This window comes from Paenibacillus sp. P22 (assembly GCF_000469945.2).
In the GTDB taxonomy this organism is placed as follows: Bacteria; Bacillota; Bacilli; order Paenibacillales; family Paenibacillaceae; genus Paenibacillus_O; species Paenibacillus_O humicus.
The window spans coordinates 1-20,743 of sequence record NZ_CBRA020000127.1; the positions used below are offsets into that span (position 1 = coordinate 1).

General features: G+C 59.5%; 14 protein-coding genes and 2 pseudogenes. 12 read left to right on the top strand and 4 right to left on the bottom strand.

What is annotated here, in order from left to right:
- Nucleotides 1-2,251, top strand: a 2,251-nt coding sequence (locus BN871_RS17330) for a DEAD/DEAH box helicase (protein ID WP_048747672.1), incomplete at its 5' end; no start/stop codon positions are given.
- A 46-nt stretch (nt 2,252-2,297) separates the two neighbouring features.
- A complete protein-coding gene (locus BN871_RS27830) occupies nt 2,298-2,471 on the top strand; it encodes a hypothetical protein (protein WP_021880420.1) in 174 nt (57 codons plus the stop codon).
- 87 nt (nt 2,472-2,558) lie between these two features.
- Here BN871_RS27830 and BN871_RS17335 read toward each other — a convergent pair whose 3' ends face one another.
- Both BN871_RS17335 and BN871_RS17340 read right to left on the bottom strand, forming a co-directional pair.
- Nucleotides 2,559-3,134, bottom strand: a complete 576-nt coding sequence (locus BN871_RS17335; RefSeq protein WP_021880421.1) for a DUF1700 domain-containing protein — start codon at nt 3,132-3,134, stop codon at nt 2,559-2,561.
- Complete coding sequence (locus BN871_RS17340; RefSeq protein WP_048747674.1) at nt 3,134-3,478, bottom strand: PadR family transcriptional regulator; 345 nt, start codon at nt 3,476-3,478, stop codon at nt 3,134-3,136. The genes BN871_RS17335 and BN871_RS17340 overlap by 1 nt, the downstream gene beginning before the upstream one ends.
- Before the next feature lie 195 nt (nt 3,479-3,673).
- On the opposite strand from BN871_RS17340, the gene BN871_RS17345 reads away from it, so the two are divergent.
- The 7 genes from BN871_RS17345 to BN871_RS17380 all read left to right on the top strand — a co-directional run bounded on the left by BN871_RS17345 (nt 3,674) and on the right by BN871_RS17380 (nt 13,352).
- On the top strand, nt 3,674-5,014 hold the full coding sequence (locus BN871_RS17345) for an ABC transporter substrate-binding protein (RefSeq protein ID WP_021880423.1): 1,341 nt from the start codon (nt 3,674-3,676) through the stop codon (nt 5,012-5,014).
- A 60-nt stretch (nt 5,015-5,074) separates the two neighbouring features.
- Entirely contained in the window at nt 5,075-5,881 is an 807-nt protein-coding gene (locus BN871_RS29230) for a cache domain-containing protein (RefSeq protein ID WP_048747678.1), read from the top strand.
- A gap of 65 nt (nt 5,882-5,946) precedes the next feature.
- Nucleotides 5,947-6,870, top strand: coding sequence for a sensor histidine kinase (locus BN871_RS29235; protein WP_232313147.1), 924 nt, complete (start codon nt 5,947-5,949; stop codon nt 6,868-6,870).
- Complete coding sequence (locus tag BN871_RS17360; protein ID WP_048747681.1) at nt 6,867-8,501, top strand: response regulator; 1,635 nt, start codon at nt 6,867-6,869, stop codon at nt 8,499-8,501. The genes BN871_RS29235 and BN871_RS17360 overlap by 4 nt, the downstream gene beginning before the upstream one ends.
- A 29-nt stretch (nt 8,502-8,530) precedes the next feature.
- Nucleotides 8,531-10,165 carry a glycoside hydrolase family 3 protein gene (locus BN871_RS17365; protein ID WP_083436511.1) on the top strand — a complete coding sequence of 545 codons (1,635 nt, stop codon included), beginning with the start codon at nt 8,531-8,533 and terminating at the stop codon, nt 10,163-10,165.
- A gap of 500 nt (nt 10,166-10,665) precedes the next feature.
- Nucleotides 10,666-12,453, top strand: coding sequence for a two-component system histidine kinase PnpS (gene pnpS / locus BN871_RS17375; protein ID WP_048747685.1), 1,788 nt, complete (start codon nt 10,666-10,668; stop codon nt 12,451-12,453).
- A 179-nt stretch (nt 12,454-12,632) separates the two neighbouring features.
- Nucleotides 12,633-13,352 (top strand): response regulator transcription factor, encoded by a 720-nt coding sequence (locus BN871_RS17380; RefSeq protein WP_048747687.1) that lies wholly within the window; start codon nt 12,633-12,635, stop codon nt 13,350-13,352.
- A gap of 118 nt (nt 13,353-13,470) precedes the next feature.
- Here the strand turns inward: BN871_RS17380 and BN871_RS17385 are convergent, their stop codons facing one another.
- On the bottom strand, nt 13,471-14,346 hold the full coding sequence (locus BN871_RS17385; RefSeq protein ID WP_048747689.1) for an AraC family transcriptional regulator: 876 nt from the start codon (nt 14,344-14,346) through the stop codon (nt 13,471-13,473).
- 177 nt (nt 14,347-14,523) lie between these two features.
- Between BN871_RS17385 and BN871_RS17390 the strand changes: the two genes are divergently transcribed.
- Complete coding sequence (locus BN871_RS17390) at nt 14,524-15,603, top strand: Gfo/Idh/MocA family protein (RefSeq protein WP_021882216.1); 1,080 nt, start codon at nt 14,524-14,526, stop codon at nt 15,601-15,603.
- Between the two features lie 1,334 nt (nt 15,604-16,937).
- Here BN871_RS17390 and BN871_RS17395 read toward each other — a convergent pair.
- Nucleotides 16,938-18,111: pseudogene (locus BN871_RS17395) on the bottom strand (M20 family metallopeptidase).
- Nucleotides 18,112-18,389: 278 nt separating this feature from the next.
- On the opposite strand from BN871_RS17395, the gene BN871_RS17400 reads away from it, so the two are divergent.
- Nucleotides 18,390-19,859: a PTS mannitol transporter subunit IICB gene (locus BN871_RS17400; protein WP_048747691.1), complete on the top strand. Its 1,470-nt coding sequence runs from the start codon at nt 18,390-18,392 to the stop codon at nt 19,857-19,859.
- 79 nt (nt 19,860-19,938) lie between these two features.
- Nucleotides 19,939-20,743: pseudogene (locus BN871_RS17405) on the top strand (HTH domain-containing protein); the annotation flags it as partial.

A 20,743-nucleotide genomic window follows, 5' to 3' on the forward strand; every position in this document is an offset into this window, starting at 1 on the left:
GGCGGAGCCGGAGCAGGGCGGGGAATGGAGGCTGCGGGCCGCCATTCGCGACCGCGAGGGAAGCGGCCCCTGGATTCCGCTGGAGCGCGGAGAGGAGCCGGGCGGCTGGCGTCCGGTCAGCGGGTCGGAGCTTCGCATTCCCGAGGAATGGCTCGACCTGCTTCATGACCGGCTGGCGAGAGAAGAGGGCAAGTGGCTGCTGGCCCTGCCGGAGTGGGGCTCCGATACCGGCAGCGTCGTCAAGCATGCGCTTCAGGATGACGAGGCGTGGGATTTCCTGGAGAACGCCAGCTTGCGCCTGCTTGACGCCGGCTCTTCCGTTCTGCTTCCGGGATGGTGGGAGACGGTCCGCAAGCGCCGGATCCGGGTGAAGGCGAAGCTGAAGTCCGCTGCCGGATCCGCCGACCAGCCGATGTTCGGGCTGTCCCAGATCGTCCAGTTCGACTGGAAGCTCGCGCTCGGCGGGCTGGATCTGACCGAGGAGCAGTTCATGAGCCTGGCCGCCGAGAACAAGCGCCTGATCCGGATCGGAGACGAATGGGTGCATCTGGATCCCGAGGATGTATCCAAGATCCGCAAATGGATGAAGAAGGCCGGAGGACGCAAAGGACTGAGCTTCCGGGACGTCATGCAGATGCATCTGCAGGGAGGCATTGTCCTTTCGGAAGAGGAGGAAGGCGGCGAGGACGATCTTGTCGCCGAAGTGGAGCTGAATGAGCATCTGCACCGCCTGATCGGACAGCTGCAGGATACGAGCGAGCTGCCGCTCGTCAGCGTCCCCGCTGCGTTCCACGGCGAGCTGCGGCCCTACCAGCTGCAAGGCGTGTCCTGGCTTGCGTTCCTGCGGCGCTTCGGCCTGGGAGCTACTCTGGCCGATGACATGGGTCTGGGCAAAACGATCCAGTATACGGTCTACCTGCTCTCGATCCGGGAGCTCGAAGGGCGGCAGCCGGCTCCGTCGCTGCTGATCTGCCCGACATCGGTCATCGGCAACTGGGAGAAGGAGCTGCAGCGGTTCGCCCCGTCGCTCGACGTGAGGCTGCATTACGGACCCAAGCGCGCCAGAGGCCGGGAAGCGTTCCTGGCATTCGCGGAAGGCGCGGATCTGGTCATCACCTCCTACGCGCTGGCTCCGCTCGACGAGGAAGAGCTGTCGGGACTGCAGTGGGAAAGCCTCTGCCTGGACGAAGCCCAGAACATCAAAAATGTGTACACGAAGCAATCGTCGGCCATTCGGAATCTGACGGCCCAGCATCGGATCGCCCTTACCGGAACTCCGATGGAGAACCGTCTGAGCGAGCTCTGGTCGATCTACGATTTTACGAATCCGGGCTATCTCGGCACGCTGCCGGAATTCCGGCGCAACGTCATCCTGCCGATCGAGAAGGAGCGGGACGAGCGGACGATATCGGCCCTCCAACGCTGGGTGAAGCCGTTCATGCTGCGGCGGGTCAAGAAGGATCCCGCCATCCAGCTGTCGCTGCCCGAGAAGAACGAGAGCCAGGTCTACGTCACGCTCACGGCCGAGCAGGGCGCGATGTACGAATCCATCGTCTCCGACCTGCTGGAGAAGCTCGACACGCTCGGTCCGATGCAGCGCCGCGGGCTTATCCTTGCCTCCATCACGAAGCTGAAGCAGGTATGCGATCATCCCGCGCTGCTCCTGCGCGAGGCGGAAGGCGATTCGGCCGCCTGGAATCCGGAACGCTCGGCCAAGACGATGAGGCTGCTGGAGATGTGCGAGGAAGCGGCTGCCGAAGGGGAACGGGCGCTTGTCTTCACGCAGTTCGTCGATATGGGAGCGGCCTTGCAGAGGCTGCTCAAGGAAAGGCTCGGCCTCCCTGTCCCTTATTTGCACGGCGGGGTGCCGAAGGCCAAGCGCGACGACATGATCGCCGACTTCCAGAATCCGGATCTGCCGCATGGAGCGTTCGTGCTGTCGCTGAAGGCGGGCGGAACCGGGCTGAATCTGACGGCGGCGAACCATGTGTTCCACTATGACCGCTGGTGGAATCCGGCCGTCGAGAACCAGGCGACGGACCGGGCATTCCGCATCGGGCAAACCAGGCAGGTGCAGGTCCACAAGTTCGTCGCTCTCGGGACGCTCGAAGAGCGGATCCATGAGATGATCGAGCGCAAGCAGTCGCTGAACGACCAGGTGGTCGGGCAGTCGGAGCAGTGGATCACGGAGCTGTCGACCGACGAGCTGCGGGAGCTGTTCACGCTGCGCCGCCAGTGGATTCAAGGCTGAGCGGCCGGGATATCGGGATCATCGAGGGCAGGGAGGAAGTTAAGGAATGAAGGATTACATCCGTTCCGGAATTCCGGAAGCAGAGGCGGGCCGTCCGCTCTCCTCAGAAGATGCAGCTTCCGGGGAGACGCGCCGCGAGGCGGAGGAAGCCGGCCCCGAGAAAGCATGGGCTGCTTTTTACGAAGCGGTCCGCAGCTCTGTGCAGGGCATGAGGAAATGACCGATAGCAATCAAAAGCCCGCCTTCCGGCGGGCTTTTTTTCGCGTCGTCTCGATCCAATGAGGAATCTGACGGCATAACGGGTCGTTCAGACTCCGAAATCGGAATCGGGGGTTTTGTCAGGCATGATCTTCTTGTAGCTTGCCGACAGGAAAATCATGTACTTGCGCAGGTACTTTCGGCTGATATAGGCGATGAAGCCGGTTATTCCCGCCAATACAATCGCGTAGGCCATGCTCCATTGGGTCGGGATTTCGACGCCTGGATAGATGGACATGGAAATCCACGTCTGTCCGAACGAGCGGATAATTCCCGCCAGCAAAGCGAGGACCGTGCACAACCCAAATCCGTATGCGATGGTCGCAAGCGTCGGAATCACCATGATGCTGAGCAGTCCCGTCGTGCAGTAGAATCCGGCCATGGCAAGCATATCCCGGAAGGATCGGTTCGAGCCGCGGCCCATGATATATTCGCTCCGGTAAGCTCTGGCGAGCTTGCGGGGGTCGCCGAGCCGGGCCAGAACCTCGGATTCCCGCCGGCCATGGGCGATTCCCTCGGCGATGTGGCTTTCGATCTCTCTCACGGCGTCAAGCTTTTCTTCATCGGGAATGCCGCTGAGCAGCTGATGGAACCGGTCCAGGTAAGCTCTTCCTTGCGGACTCATTAAGCTTCATCTCCTCGGTGCAGTTGGATTTGATGAATGGCGGCCGCGAATTTGCCCCATTCGGCCGACATGTCATGCATGAGCCTGCGTCCAGCATCGGTCAGGCTGTAGTACTTGCGCGGAGGTCCGGATTCCGATTCCTGCCAGAAGGACTCCAGGTAGTTCTCTTTCAGCATCCGCCTCAGGAGGGGATAGAGCGTTCCTTCGGTGATGGCGAGCGGTTCCCATTTGTTCAGGAGAGTCACCAGCTCGTACCCGTACCGGGGATTGCCGCTGATCAACAGCAAAATGCAAAATTCCAGAATCCCCCTCCGTACCTGGGAATTCCATTCCGATATTTCCATGCCGACCACTCCTCAGGGAACATGTTACTACAAGGTACTGTGCAGCGCAAGGTAGGTGATTGAAAACAGGCTGAATTTACGAGCGCAGCGGCGGAAATCGAATAGAATTGTATCCCTTGACAGTTTATTTTTCATCCTGCAACGGGGCGGGCCTTCCGTCTATAATAGAGTCATAGAGATCCGGGAGGTCATTCCATGATCAAACGCTTTGCCTGCGCGGCGCTGGCGGCCGTCATGCTGGTTCCTTCGGCAGGCTGCTTCAATGAATCGGGCGCTAACAAGCCCGCTGCCGATCCTTCCGTCCCCCAGGGCAGCCCTTCCGGGCCGGTGACGCTGACTCTGAGGCATACCCAGATCAAGGAGTCCGCCAAGGCCAGGCTGAGAATCCTCCAGGATGTCGTGAGCAAGACGGAGAGGGACAATCCGGGCTTGAAATTCCAGCTTGAAGGCATCGACGAGATCATCAACCGGGACCAGAAGCTCAAGGCCGAGATGGCTACCGGGACAACTCCCGATATATTTGAGATCTTCGGAGGCTCGGACGTCAGGCTGTACGTAAAAGCCGGGCGTCTGCTGGATCTGACTCCGATCATCCGCGAGCTGGGCATCGAGAGCCAATTCCAGAGCCTGGAGGAGTTCACGGTCGACGGCAAGGTATACGGCCTTCCTTTCGGCGGCTACAGCGAAGCGCTGTATTACAACAAAAGCATCTTCAAGGAGCTCGGACTGGACATTCCGACTACCTGGGACGAGCTCATGCAGGCTGCGGACAAAATCAAAAAGGGCGGGTATACGCCGTTCGCGCTGTCCGCCAAGGATCCCTGGATCGCCGGCATGATGTGGAACACGATCATGGACCGGTACGCCGGCACGGACAAGCTGGCGCGGATCGCGGCCGGCACGGACAAATGGACGGATCCGGACATGGTGGCGAGCTTCCGCGCCTATTCCGAAATCGTCAAGGCAGGCTATTTTCCTGCCGACGCGCTGAGCCAGTCCGACAAGCAGCAGGCCAAGGATCTGCTCTACGGCAAAGCGGCCATGCTGTTCACCGGCACCTGGGATCTGGCGGCACTGACCGGCGACAACGCAGGCCCGTACAAGAACGATCTCGGCTACTTCTCTTTTCCGTCGATTCCGGGAGGAGCGGGAGACTTGCATGCGCTCAATACCGGATACTCCAACGGATTCGGCTTTTCGTCCACCCTGTCCCAGGATCAGATCGCCATGGTGACCAGCTTCATCCGCAGCTACTTCAATGAAGCGAACCAGAAGCGGATCCTGCTGGAGGACAAGACGCTTCCTTCCATGAAGCTCAGCGATTTTTCCGGCGTGGATCCGCTGATATCCGAAGTTCTCCAAGTTGTGGGCAATGCGCCGTCCACGTTCCGGGCGTTCGACTACTACATGCCGTACAAGATCAACACGAAGGTCGGCATCGGGCTGCAGGAGCTGATCGGTCAGATCCGTTCCCCCGAAGCCGTGGCGGCGGAAATTCAGGCGGTGCAGGACAGCGTCCTGCGCGACGAGAAATGAAGATGCGGCCTTCCCGACCGATCATGGACGCGAGCTGACAAGAGAGGGGTTCGACAGGCTGTGAATCTAAGACCGAAGCTGCTGCTGGCCTTCATCCTTCTGATCGTAGTGCCCGTCGCATCTTCAGGGGTCGTATCCTTCCTCTATTACGAGCATCTCCTGGAGAAAAAGTACAACGAGCAGACCGAGATGACGATGCATGCGGTCGGCAGCAACATCCGCAATTTTTTCGATGAGATGAACCGTCTTACCGATGCGAGCCTGACGAGCTCCGTCGTGCAGGAAACGCTCAAGCTCAACGCCGATCCGAACGGCGGCGCCAGCTCCCTGATCGCCAAAGGGCAGGCGGAAAAGGAAATGGGCGAGCTGCTGTTCCAGAATCCGGCGATGAGCTACATCATCCTGTATGCGAACAACGGGGCGCTGTTCCGCTCCACCCGCAACGATCCCACGACGTTCAAGCCCGTCACGTACGAGCGGCTCAAATTCCATCCTTCCTATGCCAAGGCGGAGCGCCTCAACGCCAAGCCGCTCTGGATCGGACCTTATGAACAGGAAGAGCTGACCGGCAAGGAATACTCGCTGTTCACCCAGATGCGCGTCGTGAAGGACAGGGACAGCCTGGACAATCTGGGCATCATGGTCACTCAGTTCAAGTCGTCCGGCGTGGACGACATCCTGACGAACTTCCGGGGCAGCCTCTCGGACGGCTCCAGGTATTACATCGTCAACCAGCGCGGCCTCGTGCTGCTCGACAGCGAGACGAAGCTTGCCGGACAAGTGCTGGACGGGAAGAGCTATCTGCCTCGAGCGCGGATCAGCCCTACGCGAGCGAGCGGGCCAAGTTCCAGGGAGTCGACAGCCTGACCTCCTCTTATTGGCTCGGCATCAACGACTGGATGCTCGTATCGGCCAAGCCCTGGAATTCCCTCATGAGCGAGAACGTCAACTTCGTCAAATGGATCAGCCTGATCACCGGCCTGTGTCTGCTGTCGGCGATTCTGTTCAACGTCTTCTTCGTCAACCGCGTGGCCAAGTCGATCATCCGCGTCGTCCGCAAAATGCGTCTGGTCGAGCAGGGATTGCTGGATATCCGGGTTCCGGTGCAGGGCAAGGACGAAACGGTGCTGCTCGGGAGCAGCTTCAACAGCATGACCGAGAGGCTGGGAGGCTTGCTGACCGAAGTGAGGGAGGAGCAGGTGCGCAAGCAGCGTGCCGAAATGATGCTCATGCAGGCGCAGATCAAGCCCCACTTCCTGTTCAATACGCTGGAGTCCATCAATGCGCTGGCTGCGCAGAACGAAGGCGCCAAGATCATGCTCATGGTCCATCGTCTCAGCCGGCTGCTGAGGACGAGCATGCACCATAAGGAAGAGATTACGGTGCAGGAGGAGCTGGAGCATGTACGAAGCTATTTGGAAATTCAAAAGTACCGCTTCGAGGATCTGTTCCATTACGAGCTGGATGTCGATGAGGAGGCGCTGGAATACCGGATTCTCAAGCTGACCCTGCAGCCGCTCGTCGAGAACAGCATCCAGCACGGCTTTGACGGGCTGGAGCACGCAGGCATGATCCGGGTGTCCGTGAGCGTCGTTTCCGGCAGCATCGTCCTTGAAGTGGCCGACAACGGCATCGGCATGGACGGGGAAGCGATGAGCCGGATCGCAGAGGGCAGGAAAGAGGAAAAATGGAGTCCGATGGAGGATGGGGAGAGGGGCGGCCTGGGCCTGCGCAACGTCGCGGACCGGCTCCGGATCCATTACGGACCCGGCTACGGCATGATGATATGCAGCAGCCCCGGACAGGGAACGACCATCCGGTGCACCATTCCGCGCAATAGGGGGGAACAGGCATGACGGGAAAGGTCATGATCGTCGACGACGAACCGCATATTACACGCAATCTGGAGAAGGTCATCCCCTGGGAGATGCTCGGGCTCCAGGTGGCTGCCACGGCAAAGAACGGGAGGGAGGCTCTGGAGCTTCTCCAGGACGGCGACACGGATTTGCTCCTGTGCGACATCCGCATGCCCGTGATGGATGGAATGACGCTCGTGAGGACGATCCGCGAAGCGGGCATGGATCTGGACATCATCATGCTGTCCGGCTATCAGGACTTCAGCTATACCCGTACCGCCATCCAGTATGGAGTCCAGGATTATATCCTGAAGCCGATTCCTTATGACGAATTGACCGGAGTCATCGCGCGGGTCATGAACCAGCGGCGCACCCGCATGAAGCAGCTGCAGAGCGAGCGGCAGAGGCTGGATGCCGTCATGGATCTCGCCAATGAGAAAGTGCTGTTCGACGTGCTGAAGGATTATACGGACGTGTCCCATAACCATTGGCTCATGGCCGAGGACGAGCTTGAGCCGGCGGGACGCAGCTACATCCTGATCGTATTCGATCTCGACGCCGGATCCGAGGAGGCGAAGGACTGGAGGGAGTGGAACGACAAGGAGCGCAAGCTCTGGAACTTCGCCGTGAGCAACGTCGTCCGGGAAGCGCTTCGCCGCAGCGGCATACGGAATGCCGTCATCCAGATGCGGGACGGCGAATGGTGCCTGCTGCTGGAGACGCATCTCTCGCGGCTGGATCTCAATGTCATGGCGGAGAGGACCGAGAAGCTGCTCGGCGAAGTCAGCCGTCATGTGAAGCTCAATCTCCATGCCGGCATCTGGCATGAGCCGGTTCCACTCAAGGGGCTGTCGGCCGCCTACAAGCGGGTCCACCGCTCCATGCAGCTGGATCCCGAGGCGGAGCGCATCCGATTCTTCACCGACGACAGCGTGGAGAGGGACACTTCCCACGAGGAGCTGTGGGCGAACTCCGAACGGATCCTGGAGGCGATGAAGGGCGGATCGTCCAGCGAAGTGCATGAGGTCATCCGGCAGCTGTCCGCCCATCTGCAGACTCTCAGCACGCCTGAGCTGGGCAGAGCCAAGCCCGTTCTGCACTACTTCGCTCTCCATCTCATGAGGGAGATGAAGGACATGCAGCTGCTCGGCAAGGAGCAGGAAGACGCGCTGTGGCGCAAGCTGGACCGGAGGATCAGCGCCAAGGACCTGATGGGCGTCATCCGCCAGACGGCGGACGCCGGCCTTGCGGGATCGAGCGACAAGAAGAAGCATTCGGAGCGGACGATCGCGGAGGCGCGGGCATATCTGGACCGCAACCTTTTCCGCGACATCAGCGTCGAGGAGGCGGCTACCCGCGTCGGTCTCAGCACTTCTTATTTCAGCCTGCTCTTCAAGCAGACCTACGGCGAGACATTCATCGAATACGTCACGCGGCAGCGGATGGAAAAAGCCAAGGCGCTGCTCGCCGATACGTCGAAGAGCGTCGCTCTGATCTCCAAGGAAGTCGGTTATTCCGAGCGAAGGTATTTTACCAAAGTATTCATGAAGTACACCGGCGAGAATCCGACGGATTTCCGGGCCAGGCTGAGCCAGCCTCCGGCCGAAGGCTCTAGGCCGCATTCGACTTAATCTACATTTTGGAAGGCAGGGGTCTCTCTATGTCCATCAATCATCCATCTTCTATTGCCGATAGCGCGGGCAAGCCTTACGAGGGTTGGCTGCTCAAGGAAAAGATCGCACAGCTGTTCATCTTCGGCTTCCACGGCAAGCAGCCTTCGGACGACATCCTGGGCGTCATCCGGGATTACGGCGTCGGAGGCGTCATCTACTTCTCCCGCAATGTCCAGGACGCCCGCCAGGTGCATGAGCTGTCCGGGCAGCTCGGCGCGGCCGCCGCCGAGGCGGGTCGTCCGCCGCTGCTCGTCAGCATCGATCAGGAAGGCGGCATGGTCGCCCGCATCGTGGACGGAGTCACCCTCATGCCCGGCAATATGGCGCTCGGCGCAACAGGCTCGGAGCAGGCCGCGTACGAAACGGCCCGGATCTCCGGCGAAGAGCTGCGCAAGCTGGGCATCAACCTCAACCTGGCGCCTTGCCTCGACGTCAACAACAATCCGGACAATCCGGTCATCAATGTGCGCTCCTTCGGAGACCGTCCGGAGCTGGTGTCCAGGCTGGGAGCGGCGGCCGTCCGCGGCTATCAGGCGGCGGGAGTGTCCGCTACGGTCAAGCATTTCCCCGGGCATGGCGACACGAGCGTCGACTCCCACCACGACCTGCCCGTCGTCCCGCATGACCGCGCGCGCCTCGACGCCGTCGAGCTGCCCCCGTTCAAGGCAGCTATCGAGGCCGGCACGGACCTCATCATGACCGCTCACATCTGCCTGCCGTCGCTCGATTCGAGCGGCGTTCCGTCCACCTTGTCGAAGCCGGTGCTGACCGGGCTGCTGCGCGGCGATCTCGGCTATGAAGGCGTCATCGTGACGGATTGCCTCGAGATGGACGCGATCGACCGCTTCTACGGTCCGGGCCAAGGCTCCGTCAAAGCCATCGAAGCCGGCGCAGACCTCCTGCTCGTCAGCCATACGCCGGAGAAGCAGCTGGCCGCGCTTGAAGCCGTTGCCGCCGCCGTCGAGAACGGACAGCTCGACGAAGCCCGCATCGACGAATCGCTGGAGCGGATACTGGCGCTCAAGGACAAGCTGGCCAAGGGCGAGCCGCTGCTGCCATGGGAAGAAGCTTCCCGCAGCATCTTCACCGAAGATCATCGGAACGCCGCTGAGCGCTGGAGCGAAGCTTCCGTGACGCTCGTCAAAAATGAAGGCGGCCTGCTGCCTCTGCCGCCCGAAGGCCGCACGCTCGTCCTGTGGCCGGAGATCGTCGCCGTCTCGGTCGCCGACGAGATGCTCGCCGGCGACGGAACGCTCGGCTCGCAGCTGCAGAAGCGGCTGCCTAACGTGGAGGAGCGCCGCATGAGCGGCAGCGATCCGCTTGCGGGGCTGGAGCGCTTCGACTGCATCGTCTTCGTCAGCTACGACGCGATGAAGCATCCGCTCGAGAGGACGACGGCCGAGCGGCTGATGGAGCTGGCTCCCGAGAAGACGGTCGCCGTCTCGGTCCGCAACCCTCTCGACATCAACCTGTTCCCGGATGTCCAGGCTTACCTGGCGGTATATGAGTGCCGGCCGCTAGCCCTTCAGTCCGCCGCCAAAGCTCTTGCCGGCGAGCTGAAGCCTTCCGGCCGGCTTCCGATGGAGCTTTCGGCCGAATATCCGTTCGGCTTCGGTCTTTGATCAGCTGTTTGAACACTCGTGTTCCCTTATGGAGCGGCGCTTTATTGCGACCGCTCTATTTGATTGTGAACTTGTCCGGAAGAGCGGGTTGGCGATGGGCTGGAGGCGGTTTAAATTCCTATGCGCAGCATCATGGGATGAGCGGGTCGATGGAGGTTTTTGTTTATGGAGGGGCTTTGACTTTGAACCTGCCCGAAGCGGAGCAGCCGGAAGAATCGTGCAGAAGCGGCAGCGTTCGCCTTTGAAGCCGGATTTCCTCCTCGGGAGGGAATGGAATCCATGAAATCCGGCTTCAACAGCGATCGGAACGAGCTTCCGGCTGCATAGCCTGAACGAGCTTCCGGCTGCATAGCCTGAGTTTCCGACGCCGGAGCCGGTCAAAGCGACCTTTCCCGTGCATGAAAGTTTTACATAAAGTTTACAATACCCCCATAGCGCCGCTGGGACAAGGAGGGTACGATAGGGGAGGGTTCAGAAAGAGACTTGGGAGAGATGCCGGCTTGAAACGTTTTCGCATGCGGTTGACGCTTATCATTATCCTCATGATCGGCTTGTCGGTGACGGCAGCCGGGCTCATGATGGGCAAAACCTATAAATCCAACCATATCTCTGCGCTTGAGGACAGCATGGTTCGGGAGATGAGGATCATTAATTCCAATACGACTTGGGAATTTGCTTCCCGGGCCGAGGCGGAATCGTACTTCCAGGCGAAAGCCAAGGAACTGAAAGATTTGACGGGAGCGAGGGTCACCTTCATCCGCAAGGACGGCATCGTCCTCGGGGATTCGGATCATGATCCCTCCACGATGGACAACCATCTCGGCCGCACGGAAGTGAAGCAGGCGGAGCAGAACGGGACCGGACGCGCGATCCGCCACAGCGACACGATCAGCAGGAACATGCTGTATGTGGCGATGGCGGTAAATAAGGACAATCCCCATTCGGACATCATCCGGCTTTCCTATAGCCTGGAAACCGTCGAAAGGAACATCAACCGCCTCTGGACGGTTCTCATCATCGGATTGCTGCTGCTCTTCCTGGTGGCCGCAGCCGTCAGCTACCGGATCGCAAAGGGGCTGACCAGCCCGCTTGAGCAGATCACCGACGCGGCCAAGCGGATCCGCTCCATGGATTACAGCGTGCGCGTCGACGTCCACAACAAGGATGAGATCGGCGAGCTGGGAGCGGCCATCAACTCCATGGCGGAGGGTCTGCAGGTGCAGATGAACCGCATCCAGCAGAATGAGACGCAGCTCTACAGCGTGCTGGACAACATGACGAGCGGCGTCGTCATGATCGATCCCGCCGGCCGCATGATGCTGCTGAACCGCCGGGCGGAAGAGGTGCTTGGCTTCGAGCATAGGGAAATGGTGGGCCGGCCTTACAGCGAGGCCAAGCAGCAGTACGAGCTGTCCCAGATCATCCAGCAGGGGCTCGAGAAGCAGGAAGCCGTCCACGAGGAGATCACGTTCTATTTCCCGGAGGAGCGCTTGCTGGAGCTGAATCTGGTGCCTGTCTACCAGAGCGACGATTCCTTCGGCGGCTTGCTGCTCGTCCTTCATGACGTCTCGGCGATCCGCCGCCTGGAGCGGATGCGCAGCGAATTTGTGGCCAATGTGTCGCATGAGCTCAAGACGCCGATCACGGCGATCAAAGGCTTCGCCGAGACGCTTCTCGGCGGAGCGGTCGACGACCCCGTCATGTCCAAGCAGTTCATGCAGATCATCTATGACGAGAGCGAAAGGCTGAACCGGCTGATCGGCGACATTCTGGAGCTGTCCAAAATCGAGTCCCGCCGCGTCCCTCTCCAATTTTCTCCGATCGATCTGGCTTCCTTCATGGAGCGGAGCATGACGATACTGGAGTCGGAAGCCGCGCGCAAATCGATAACGATGACGCTGGACAACGCGCCGGGCATTTATTTGGAAGCGGATGAGGACAGGCTGCGGCAGGTCGTGGCCAATCTGCTGCAGAACGGCATCAGCTACACGCCGGAAGGCGGCAAGGTAAGCGTGCGGACAAGCCTCGTTCAGGGCGAGGGCGGCTCGGAGATGGTGCAGATCCGGATCGTCGATACCGGCATCGGGATTCCGCGCAAAGATCTGCCGAGAATTTTCGAACGGTTTTATCGGGTGGACAAGGCAAGGTCGCGGGTCAGCGGCGGCACTGGCCTCGGGCTGTCGATCGTCAAGCATCTGGTCGAGCTGCATCACGGCAGCATCACGGTCGACAGCACGGTCGGCGTCGGAACGGCGTTTACCATCGAGCTGCCCGTCATTCAGCCTTGACGAAGGGAGCTTTCTCCGCTTCCTTCGTTTCCTTGCCGCCGCATGGTACACTGGTAAGAGACAAGCAGCCGGAGCCGCAAGCTCCGGCGCATATGCTGCAACGCAAGCGGAACCGGCAGACGGGCGGCGGAGAGATCCATGCCCGGTCGTCGGCTCACGAGGCTGGAGGTCGATAGAATATGACGCACAAAGTGCTGGTCATCGAGGACGAGCCGACATTATCCAGGCTTTTGTCTTATAACCTGACGCAGGAAGGGTATGAAGTAACCGTATCGGAGAACGGGGCGGACGGGCTGCAGGCGGCTCTGCAGCGGAGCTTCGACCTGATCATGCTCGATATCATGCTGCCGGGCATGAACGGCTTCGAGGTGCTGGGCAAGCTGAGGCAGAGCGGCATCCGGACGCCGATCATCATCCTGACCGCACGCAACGCCGAGGAAGAGGTCGTGCAGGGACTCAAGCACGGCGCGGACGATTACATCACCAAGCCGTTCGGCGTGGCGGAGCTGCTGGCCCGGGTATCCGCCGTGCTCCGGAGATCGGGCGGCGGCCTGCCGGATGCCGCGGACCCGCAGGACAAGGTCATTACGGCCGGGGAGCTGTCCATTTATCCCGACCGCTACGAGGTCGTGCTCGCGGGCGAGCAGGTGCCGCTGAGGCCGAAGGAATTCGAAGTTCTGCTGTATTTGATCCAGCGGCCGGGCATGGTCATCACCCGCGACGACCTCATGAATGTCGTCTGGGGCTTCGACTATATCGGCGGCCAGCGGACCGTCGATGTCCATGTCAGCTCGCTGCGCAAGAAGCTCGAGCTGGGCGCCCAGTCCGTCTGCATCGAATCGATCCGCGGCGTCGGCTACAAGCTGGTGCTGCCTAGGAAGGCCGGATCTTCGTTGTAAGAGGCTGCCGCCGTGAAGATTCCGGGAGCTTCTCCAAAAAAACCGTCGCAAGGGTACGACCCTCGCGACGGTTTTTTGGCTTGAATCGCTGCTCCATAGAATCCGAGGCGGCGGGAAATCAGCTGCTCCGCCCGCCCCAGGCGAGCATCCGCTTCTGGAACTCCTTCGGCGAGCAGTCGTTGTATTTCTTGAACATCTTGTAGAAGTGGGCCATGTTCGGCATGCCGATCCGGTCCCCGACCTCCGAGACGCTGAGATCCTTGGTGAGCAGAATCCGCTCGGCCCATTTGATCTTGCGGTAGTTGACGTATTCGGTGAAGCTGAGCCCGATGGATTTTTTGAAGTACTTGACGAAATAATAGTAGCTCATATTCGCCAGCTTGCATACTTCCTCCACCTGGATCCGGTCGGTGAGATGCTGCTCCACGAAGCTGAGCACGGGCCGCAGGCGGACCCGGTCGAAATCCTCCTGCTCGGCCAGCACCTTGCGCTTGTCGTTGCGGAGCATGAGGAGGAGGATCTTCTTGATGAGCATGTTGACCGCAAGCTCGTAGCCGGTCTGCTTGACGGTCGCCTCCGACAGGATCTCGCGAACGCTATCCCCGATCGCTTCCTTGACGGAGGAATTCTCCTTGAAAATATAATTCACCTGGCTGAGAGGGTGGTTGGTTTCCGTGAAGTAGCGCATGTAAGGCATCGTGCTGTGGTCGAAAAACTGCTCCAAGTCGAACTGAAGCACGATGTAATCCAGCCTTTCGGCCGAGCTCCGGTCACGATGAAGCTGGTTGGCGCCGATGATCGCAACGTCCCCGGCTTCCAGCTTGAAGACATCTTCCTCGACGAACACTTCCATGCTGCCGCTCTGGACGAGCAGAAGCTCCAGCTCCCGGTGGTAATGCCAGTTGATGAGCAGATTGTCCTCGCGCTGCGACTGGAAGATGCGCAGAGACAAGAGAGGGTTTTCATACAGAACCTTTTCGTTGTAGACTTCCAAAGCCGAAGCGCCTCCAATACCAATATTGCATAAAAGCATCGCTATTAAGACGCTTTCTTTTTAGTGGGCTGTTATCTATACTTATTCTAGTGTGAGAGGGCAGCCACAATCAAGAGTCCCTCTGCGATCAACACCCAAAAACCCAAAATAACGGATTTATAGCGAGGAGGAAGATTCATGTCCAAAGTACGTGTGGGCATTATCGGATGCGGGGGCATCGCCAACGGCAAGCATATGCCTTCCCTGTCCAAAGTTCAAGAGGCTGAAATGGTGGCGTTCTGCGATATCCACCGCGACCGCGCCGAAGACGCCAAGTCCAAATTCGGCACTCCTGAAGCGGCGGTATATGAGAATTTCCATGATCTTCTGAATGATTCTTCCATTCAAGTCGTGCATGTCTGCACGCCGAACGATTCCCATGCGGATATCGCGATCGCCGCTCTGGAAGCCGGCAAGCATGTCATGTGCGAAAAGCCGATGGCCAAAACGGCTGACGACGCGCGCCGCATGCTGGAAGCCGCCAAGCGTACGGGCAAAAAGCTTACGATCGGCTACCAGAACCGCTTCCGCTCCGACTCCCGCTTCCTGAAGGACGCCTGCGCGAAGGACGAGCTCGGCGAAGTTTACTACGCCAAGGCCCATGCCATCCGCCGCCGCGCGGTTCCGACCTGGGGCGTGTTCCTGGACGAAGAAAAACAAGGCGGCGGACCGCTCATCGACATCGGCACGCATGCGCTTGACCTGGCTCTGTGGATGATGGACAACTACAAGCCCAAAGCCGTGCTTGGACGCGCCTACCACAAGCTTTCCCAGAACGAGAACGCCGCGAATGCATGGGGTCCATGGGATCCGAAGCAGTTCACGGTCGAGGATTCCGCTTTCGCCATGATCACCATGGAGAACGGCGCCTCCATCGTGCTGGAATCGAGCTGGGCCTTGAACTCCCTTGAAGTCGACGAGGCGAAAGTATCGCTGAGCGGCACGAAGGCCGGTGCGGACATGAAGAACGGACTTCGCATCAACGGCGAAGACAACGCCCGCCTGTACGTCAAGGAAATCGAGCTTGGCAGCGGCGGCGTCGCCTTCTACGAAGGCGCTTCGGAAGATCCGGGCGAGCTGGAAGCGCGCTCCTGGATCCAGAGCGTCATCAACGACACGACTCCGGTCGTGACGCCGGAGCAGGCGCTGGTCGTATCCGAGATTCTCGAAGCAATCTACGAATCCTCCAAGACGGGCAAAGCCGTTTACTTCGACTAATAGAAAAAAGATGCCGCTGCATGAAGTCGTCAGACTTCGGCAGCGGTTTTTTTTATTGCCGTCATCCGTGGAACGCGGGATGTGAAATGCGTGGAACGGGAGAAGGGGAACCAACTTTCTCGTTGCTTGGTTGGCTCCGCGAAAATACGCTGCAATGGTTGGATATCGGGTGTATCCTAGGTCGGGTCCATGCTGGACAAGAGCCTGGGAGTAAAAAGCGGCGGAATCGGCACGGTCGGGTTCGGCTCGGAAAGGCACCTTGCCAGGGGATCAGAAGGAGTGCTGCCGTCCGCAAAACGGAACAGGAACAGATTCGAGTTGGAATTGCAGCATCGGAACGATACCGGAAGCGGACTTAGAGTGCAGCGGGAGGTGGAAAGGGAACAGAGTCGGAGTCGGACTCGGATTGGGGCTGGAGCATCGGAACGATACCGGAAGCGGACTCAGAGTGCAGCGGGAGATGGAAAGGGAACAGAGTCGGAGTCGGACTCGGATTGGGGCTGGAGCATTGGAACGATACCGGAAGCGGACTTAGAGTGCAGCGGGAGGTGGAAAGGGAACAGCATCGGACTCGGATTAGAGCTGTAGCATTGGAACGATACCAGAAGCGGACTTAGAGTGAAGCGGGAGGTGGAAAGGGAACAGCATCAAGCGTGGGGTCCGAGTGTTGCATGCACCGGAAATAGAAAAGAATTGGATCAAGAAGGTAATTGAAGCTAATGAGATGAAATCTGATCGATACATGGGCGTTGAAGATGGAACGGTATCAAAATTGGACCCGTAACGCCATTGGACATGGACTCGGAAACGGGGTTCGAAGTGGAAAAGAAACATTATCGGACATACGATCCGCTATTTCCTGTTTTTTGGGCATTCAAGAAATTTAACGGACATGAGTTCCGCTATTTTAAGAAAAAACACCCTAATGAGGCGGTTTCTCGCTAAATAACGGATCGTATGTCCGATAAACTCCAATAACCGCCTTTAATTTCAAAAATAACGGATCCTATGTCCGATACAGCATAACGGATCCTATGTCCGATACAGCGGCGTTCCGTTGTGAACAAGGTGGAGAAGCCTAGAAGCAAGGAGAAAATGGTTAATTTTTTTGTGAAAAAGAAATGTTGTGGCCGTAGACAGGACAGCATCCACGAGGTTGAAGCAACAAATGCGCGAACAAGCCACGACCACAAAACATTAAGGGATACCGGGAGCACCACCAAGCGCCAAGAGCATGGACCACAACACGGTCCCAGTGCCGGAGGCCAGCCGCTGCTGCAACCTGAGCACCTATACCAACAGCCAAGGCTCCACCGGCGCAAGTCCCGGCCGGCTTACTTCCCGCGCTCGAACTCCTCCCGGATCCGCCGGTACAGCTCGGGATCCGCCAATACGTCCAAGGCGGTGGAGGCGAGCAGGCCGGCGCCTTGCATCATCGCTTCCAGCGCCTCCTCCTTCATGGCGGCATCCCGGAACTCCGCCGTATGCAGGCCCAGTTTCTCGTTCACGACCTTCAGATAGGGATGGATGGCCGGACAGCGGAGAGAGACGTTGCCGAGATCAAGCGACCCGTGGTCGCTGCCCGATATGATTTCATCCTCCGCAACGCCGGACGCGATCAGGTTCGAGGTGTAGACGGCAGACAACGCCTCGTTCGTCCGCAGCTCGTCATAGCTGAATTCAAACCGCGAGACTTCGAGCTTGCAGCCGGTCTGGAGCGCTGCGCCTTCCGCGCAGGCGGTGAGCCTTGCCGTCAGCTCATCCGTATAAGCCCGGTCGCCGGAGCGGACATAGAACTTGGCGGAAGCATAACCGGGGAATGATGTTGGGCGCCTGGCCGCCGTGGTCGATGATGCCGTGAATGCGTCCGTCGCTGCGCGTCTGCTGGCGCATGGCGTTGCTGGAGCCGAACAGCATCAGCACGGCATCGAGGGCGTTGATGCCCAGATGCGGGCTAGCCGCCGCGTGGGCCGTCCGGCCGTGATACTCGAAGCGGACCGCATCGAGAGCAAGCGATGCTCCGGACCGTTCGTGGGAATGGTAGGGATGAGCCATGAGCGCGAAGCCGCAGTCGTCGAAAAGGCCCGCTTCGCTCATGGGCACTTTGCCGCCGCTCGTTTCTTCGGCCGGGGTGCCGAATACGCGGATGCTTCCGCCGGTTTCGCCGATCGCCGACTTCAAGGCGGCAGCCGCCGCGACGCCCATGACGCCGATGATATGATGGCCGCAGGCATGGCCGATGTCGGGAAGAGCGTCATATTCGCACAGAAAAGCGGCGACGGGCCCGGGCTTGCCGGAATCGTAGGAGGCGACAAAGGCTGTCTTCATGCCGAGCGTGCCGCGCTCGACGGAGAAGCCTTGCTGCTCGAGCTCGTCGGCAAGCAGGGAAGAGGCCAGGAACTCCTCATGGCCGAGCTCCGGGTTTTTGGCAATGCGCAGAGAAATCTCCTTCCAGCGCGCTCCGTGCCGCTGAATCGTTTTTTGGATCATGCCGTGGTCTATGGGCATAGTTCTTCCTCCCTATACAAACAATGTAAGAATGAATCCTTCGATTCCTGTCCCATCAGTATACCATCCGGATGGCAAAGCCGCCGCAAAGTCCCGAAATCGCTGGAATATTCAGATCTATTCCGGCTGTTTAATAAAGTCTTGTCAGCAGGCTTCCTGACAATATAGCGTTTTCATTTTGTTGTTGGAGCGGTGGTTGTGGGATAGGATGAATACAGGACGAACGGCTCATGCCATCTTGCCGTTCGACAGAAGACAACCATAGGGAGGTACACCTCGTGGCTAAAACCACTCCATCCTCCTCATCCGGCGGTGCCCGGGTAGGAGTTCAAAAATTCGGACGCTTCCTTAGCGGCATGGTCATGCCGAATATCGGAGCGTTCATCGCTTGGGGATTGATCACGGCCTTGTTCATACCGACAGGCTGGTTCCCGAACGAATATCTCGCCAAGCTCGTCGGCCCGATGATCACCTATCTGCTTCCTCTGCTGATCGGTTATACCGGCGGTTCGATGATCCACAAGCAGCGCGGCGGCGTCATCGGCGCACTCGTCACCATGGGCGTCATCGTCGGCACCGACATTCCGATGTTCCTCGGGGCGATGGTCGTAGGTCCCGGCGCGGCATGGGTGCTGAAGAAGTTTGACCAGGCCGTCGAAGGCAAGATTCGTCCCGGCTTCGAGATGCTCGTCAACAACTTCTCGCTCGGCATCATCGGCGGCGGACTCGTCCTGGTCGCTTACGCGGTCATCGGACGCATCATTGAAGGCCTGACGAACATCCTCTCCACAGGCGTGGATTGGCTGGTCGCCCACCATCTTATTCCGCTGGTCAACATCCTGATCGAGCCGGCGAAGATCCTGTTCCTGAACAATGCGATCAATCACGGCGTCCTGAACCCGATCGCGGTCGAGCAAGCCAAGGAAGCCGGCAAGTCGATCCTGTTCATGCTGGAGTCCAACCCGGGCCCGGGTCTCGGCATCCTGCTGGCCTACATGTTCGTCGGCCGCGGAGCTGCCCGCCAGTCCGCTCCCGGCGCAGCGATCATCCATTTCTTCGGCGGGATTCATGAGATCTACTTCCCGTACATCCTGATGAACCCTCGCCTGATTCTGGCTGCCATCGCAGGCGGCGTAACCGGTACGTTCACGTTCTCCCTGTTCAGCGCTGGCCTCGTCGGACCTCCGTCCCCGGGCAGCATCATCGCTTACCTGGCGATGGCGCCGCGCGGAGAGATTCTCCCGGTTCTGAGCGGCGTGATTACGGCTGCGGTCGTATCCTTCCTTATTGCCGCGCTGCTGCTCAAGACGAGCAAGAAGGCAGATGAAGACGAAGACGATCTGGAAGCTGCAACCCAGCGCATGAAAGACATGAAGGCTTCCGGCACTCCGGCCTCGGCCGCAGCTGCGGCATCCGAAGGCGCTCGCGAAGCGACTGCAGGAATGTCGGCCGGTCTGAAGGGCAAGGATGAAGTGCATAAAATCGTCTTTTCCTGCGACGCAGGCATGGGATCCAGCGCCATGGGCGCATCCATCCTCCGCAAGAAGATGAAGGCTGCAGGCTCGCCGATCGAAGTCACGAATACCGCGATCAGCGACATCCCGTCGGATGCGGACATCGTCATTACGCACAAGACGCTTACCGACCGCGCTCGCGGCGTAGCGCCGAAGGCGGAGCATATTTCCATCGACAATTTCTTGAAAAGTCCGGAATACGACGAGCTCGTCAAACGATTGACGAACGAATAATAGGCTTGAGGCGAGTGGATGCGGGCAAATTGCCGGCATCCAACCGCCTTTTTGCGGCCGTACGGGGGGGAGCAGGCTCATGGAGCTAACGTATCGGATGCGCCAGATTCTCGATTCGCTGCTTCGTCCCCCATACGAGATCACCGTGGCGGAAATCGCTCGTACGATCCGCGTCAGCGCCCGGACGGTGCACAGGGAATTGGACGCGGTCGAGAGTTTCCTGCATCGCAGCGGAATCATGCTTCGCCGCAAAGCCGGCTCGGGTCTCAGCGTCGAGGGGGATCCGGAGCGCCTTGAAGCTCTCCGGGCCCAGGTACTCATTCCCGAGGAGGCGGAGTACTCCTCCGATGAGCGGCAGGTGTACCTGCTCTGCCGCCTGCTGGCGTCCAAGGAGCCGGTGAAGCTGTTCTCGCTGGCTTCGGAGATGAAGGTGACCGTGCCGACCGTAGGAGCGGATCTGGACGACCTGTCCGAATGGACGGGAAAGCAAGGTCTGCTGCTTATCCGCAGACGGGGATACGGGGTTGAAATCACCGGTTCCGAACCTCTGCTGCGGGAAGCGGTGAGAGCGGTCGTCCGCTTGCGCCTGGACGACTTGCGGCTGATCGCCGGCAGCGACGATCAGCCGATCCACCCGGTAGACGCGATGATTGCGGGCATGGCGGGTGCGGACCGGATCGGGCTCGTGGAAGAGGCGCTCTGGAGATGGGAAGAAGGCAACCAGCGGGAAACGCTGAGCGAAGAGGCCTATACCGATCTGCTTGTTCGGCTGTCGATCGGGGCGGTAAGAATAGAAGCGGGGATGACTGTCAGCGAAGGGGATATGGACAAGCCGGTGAACATGGCTCAGCCTCCTCCTCTTTCGTACAGCGGCACTCCGGACA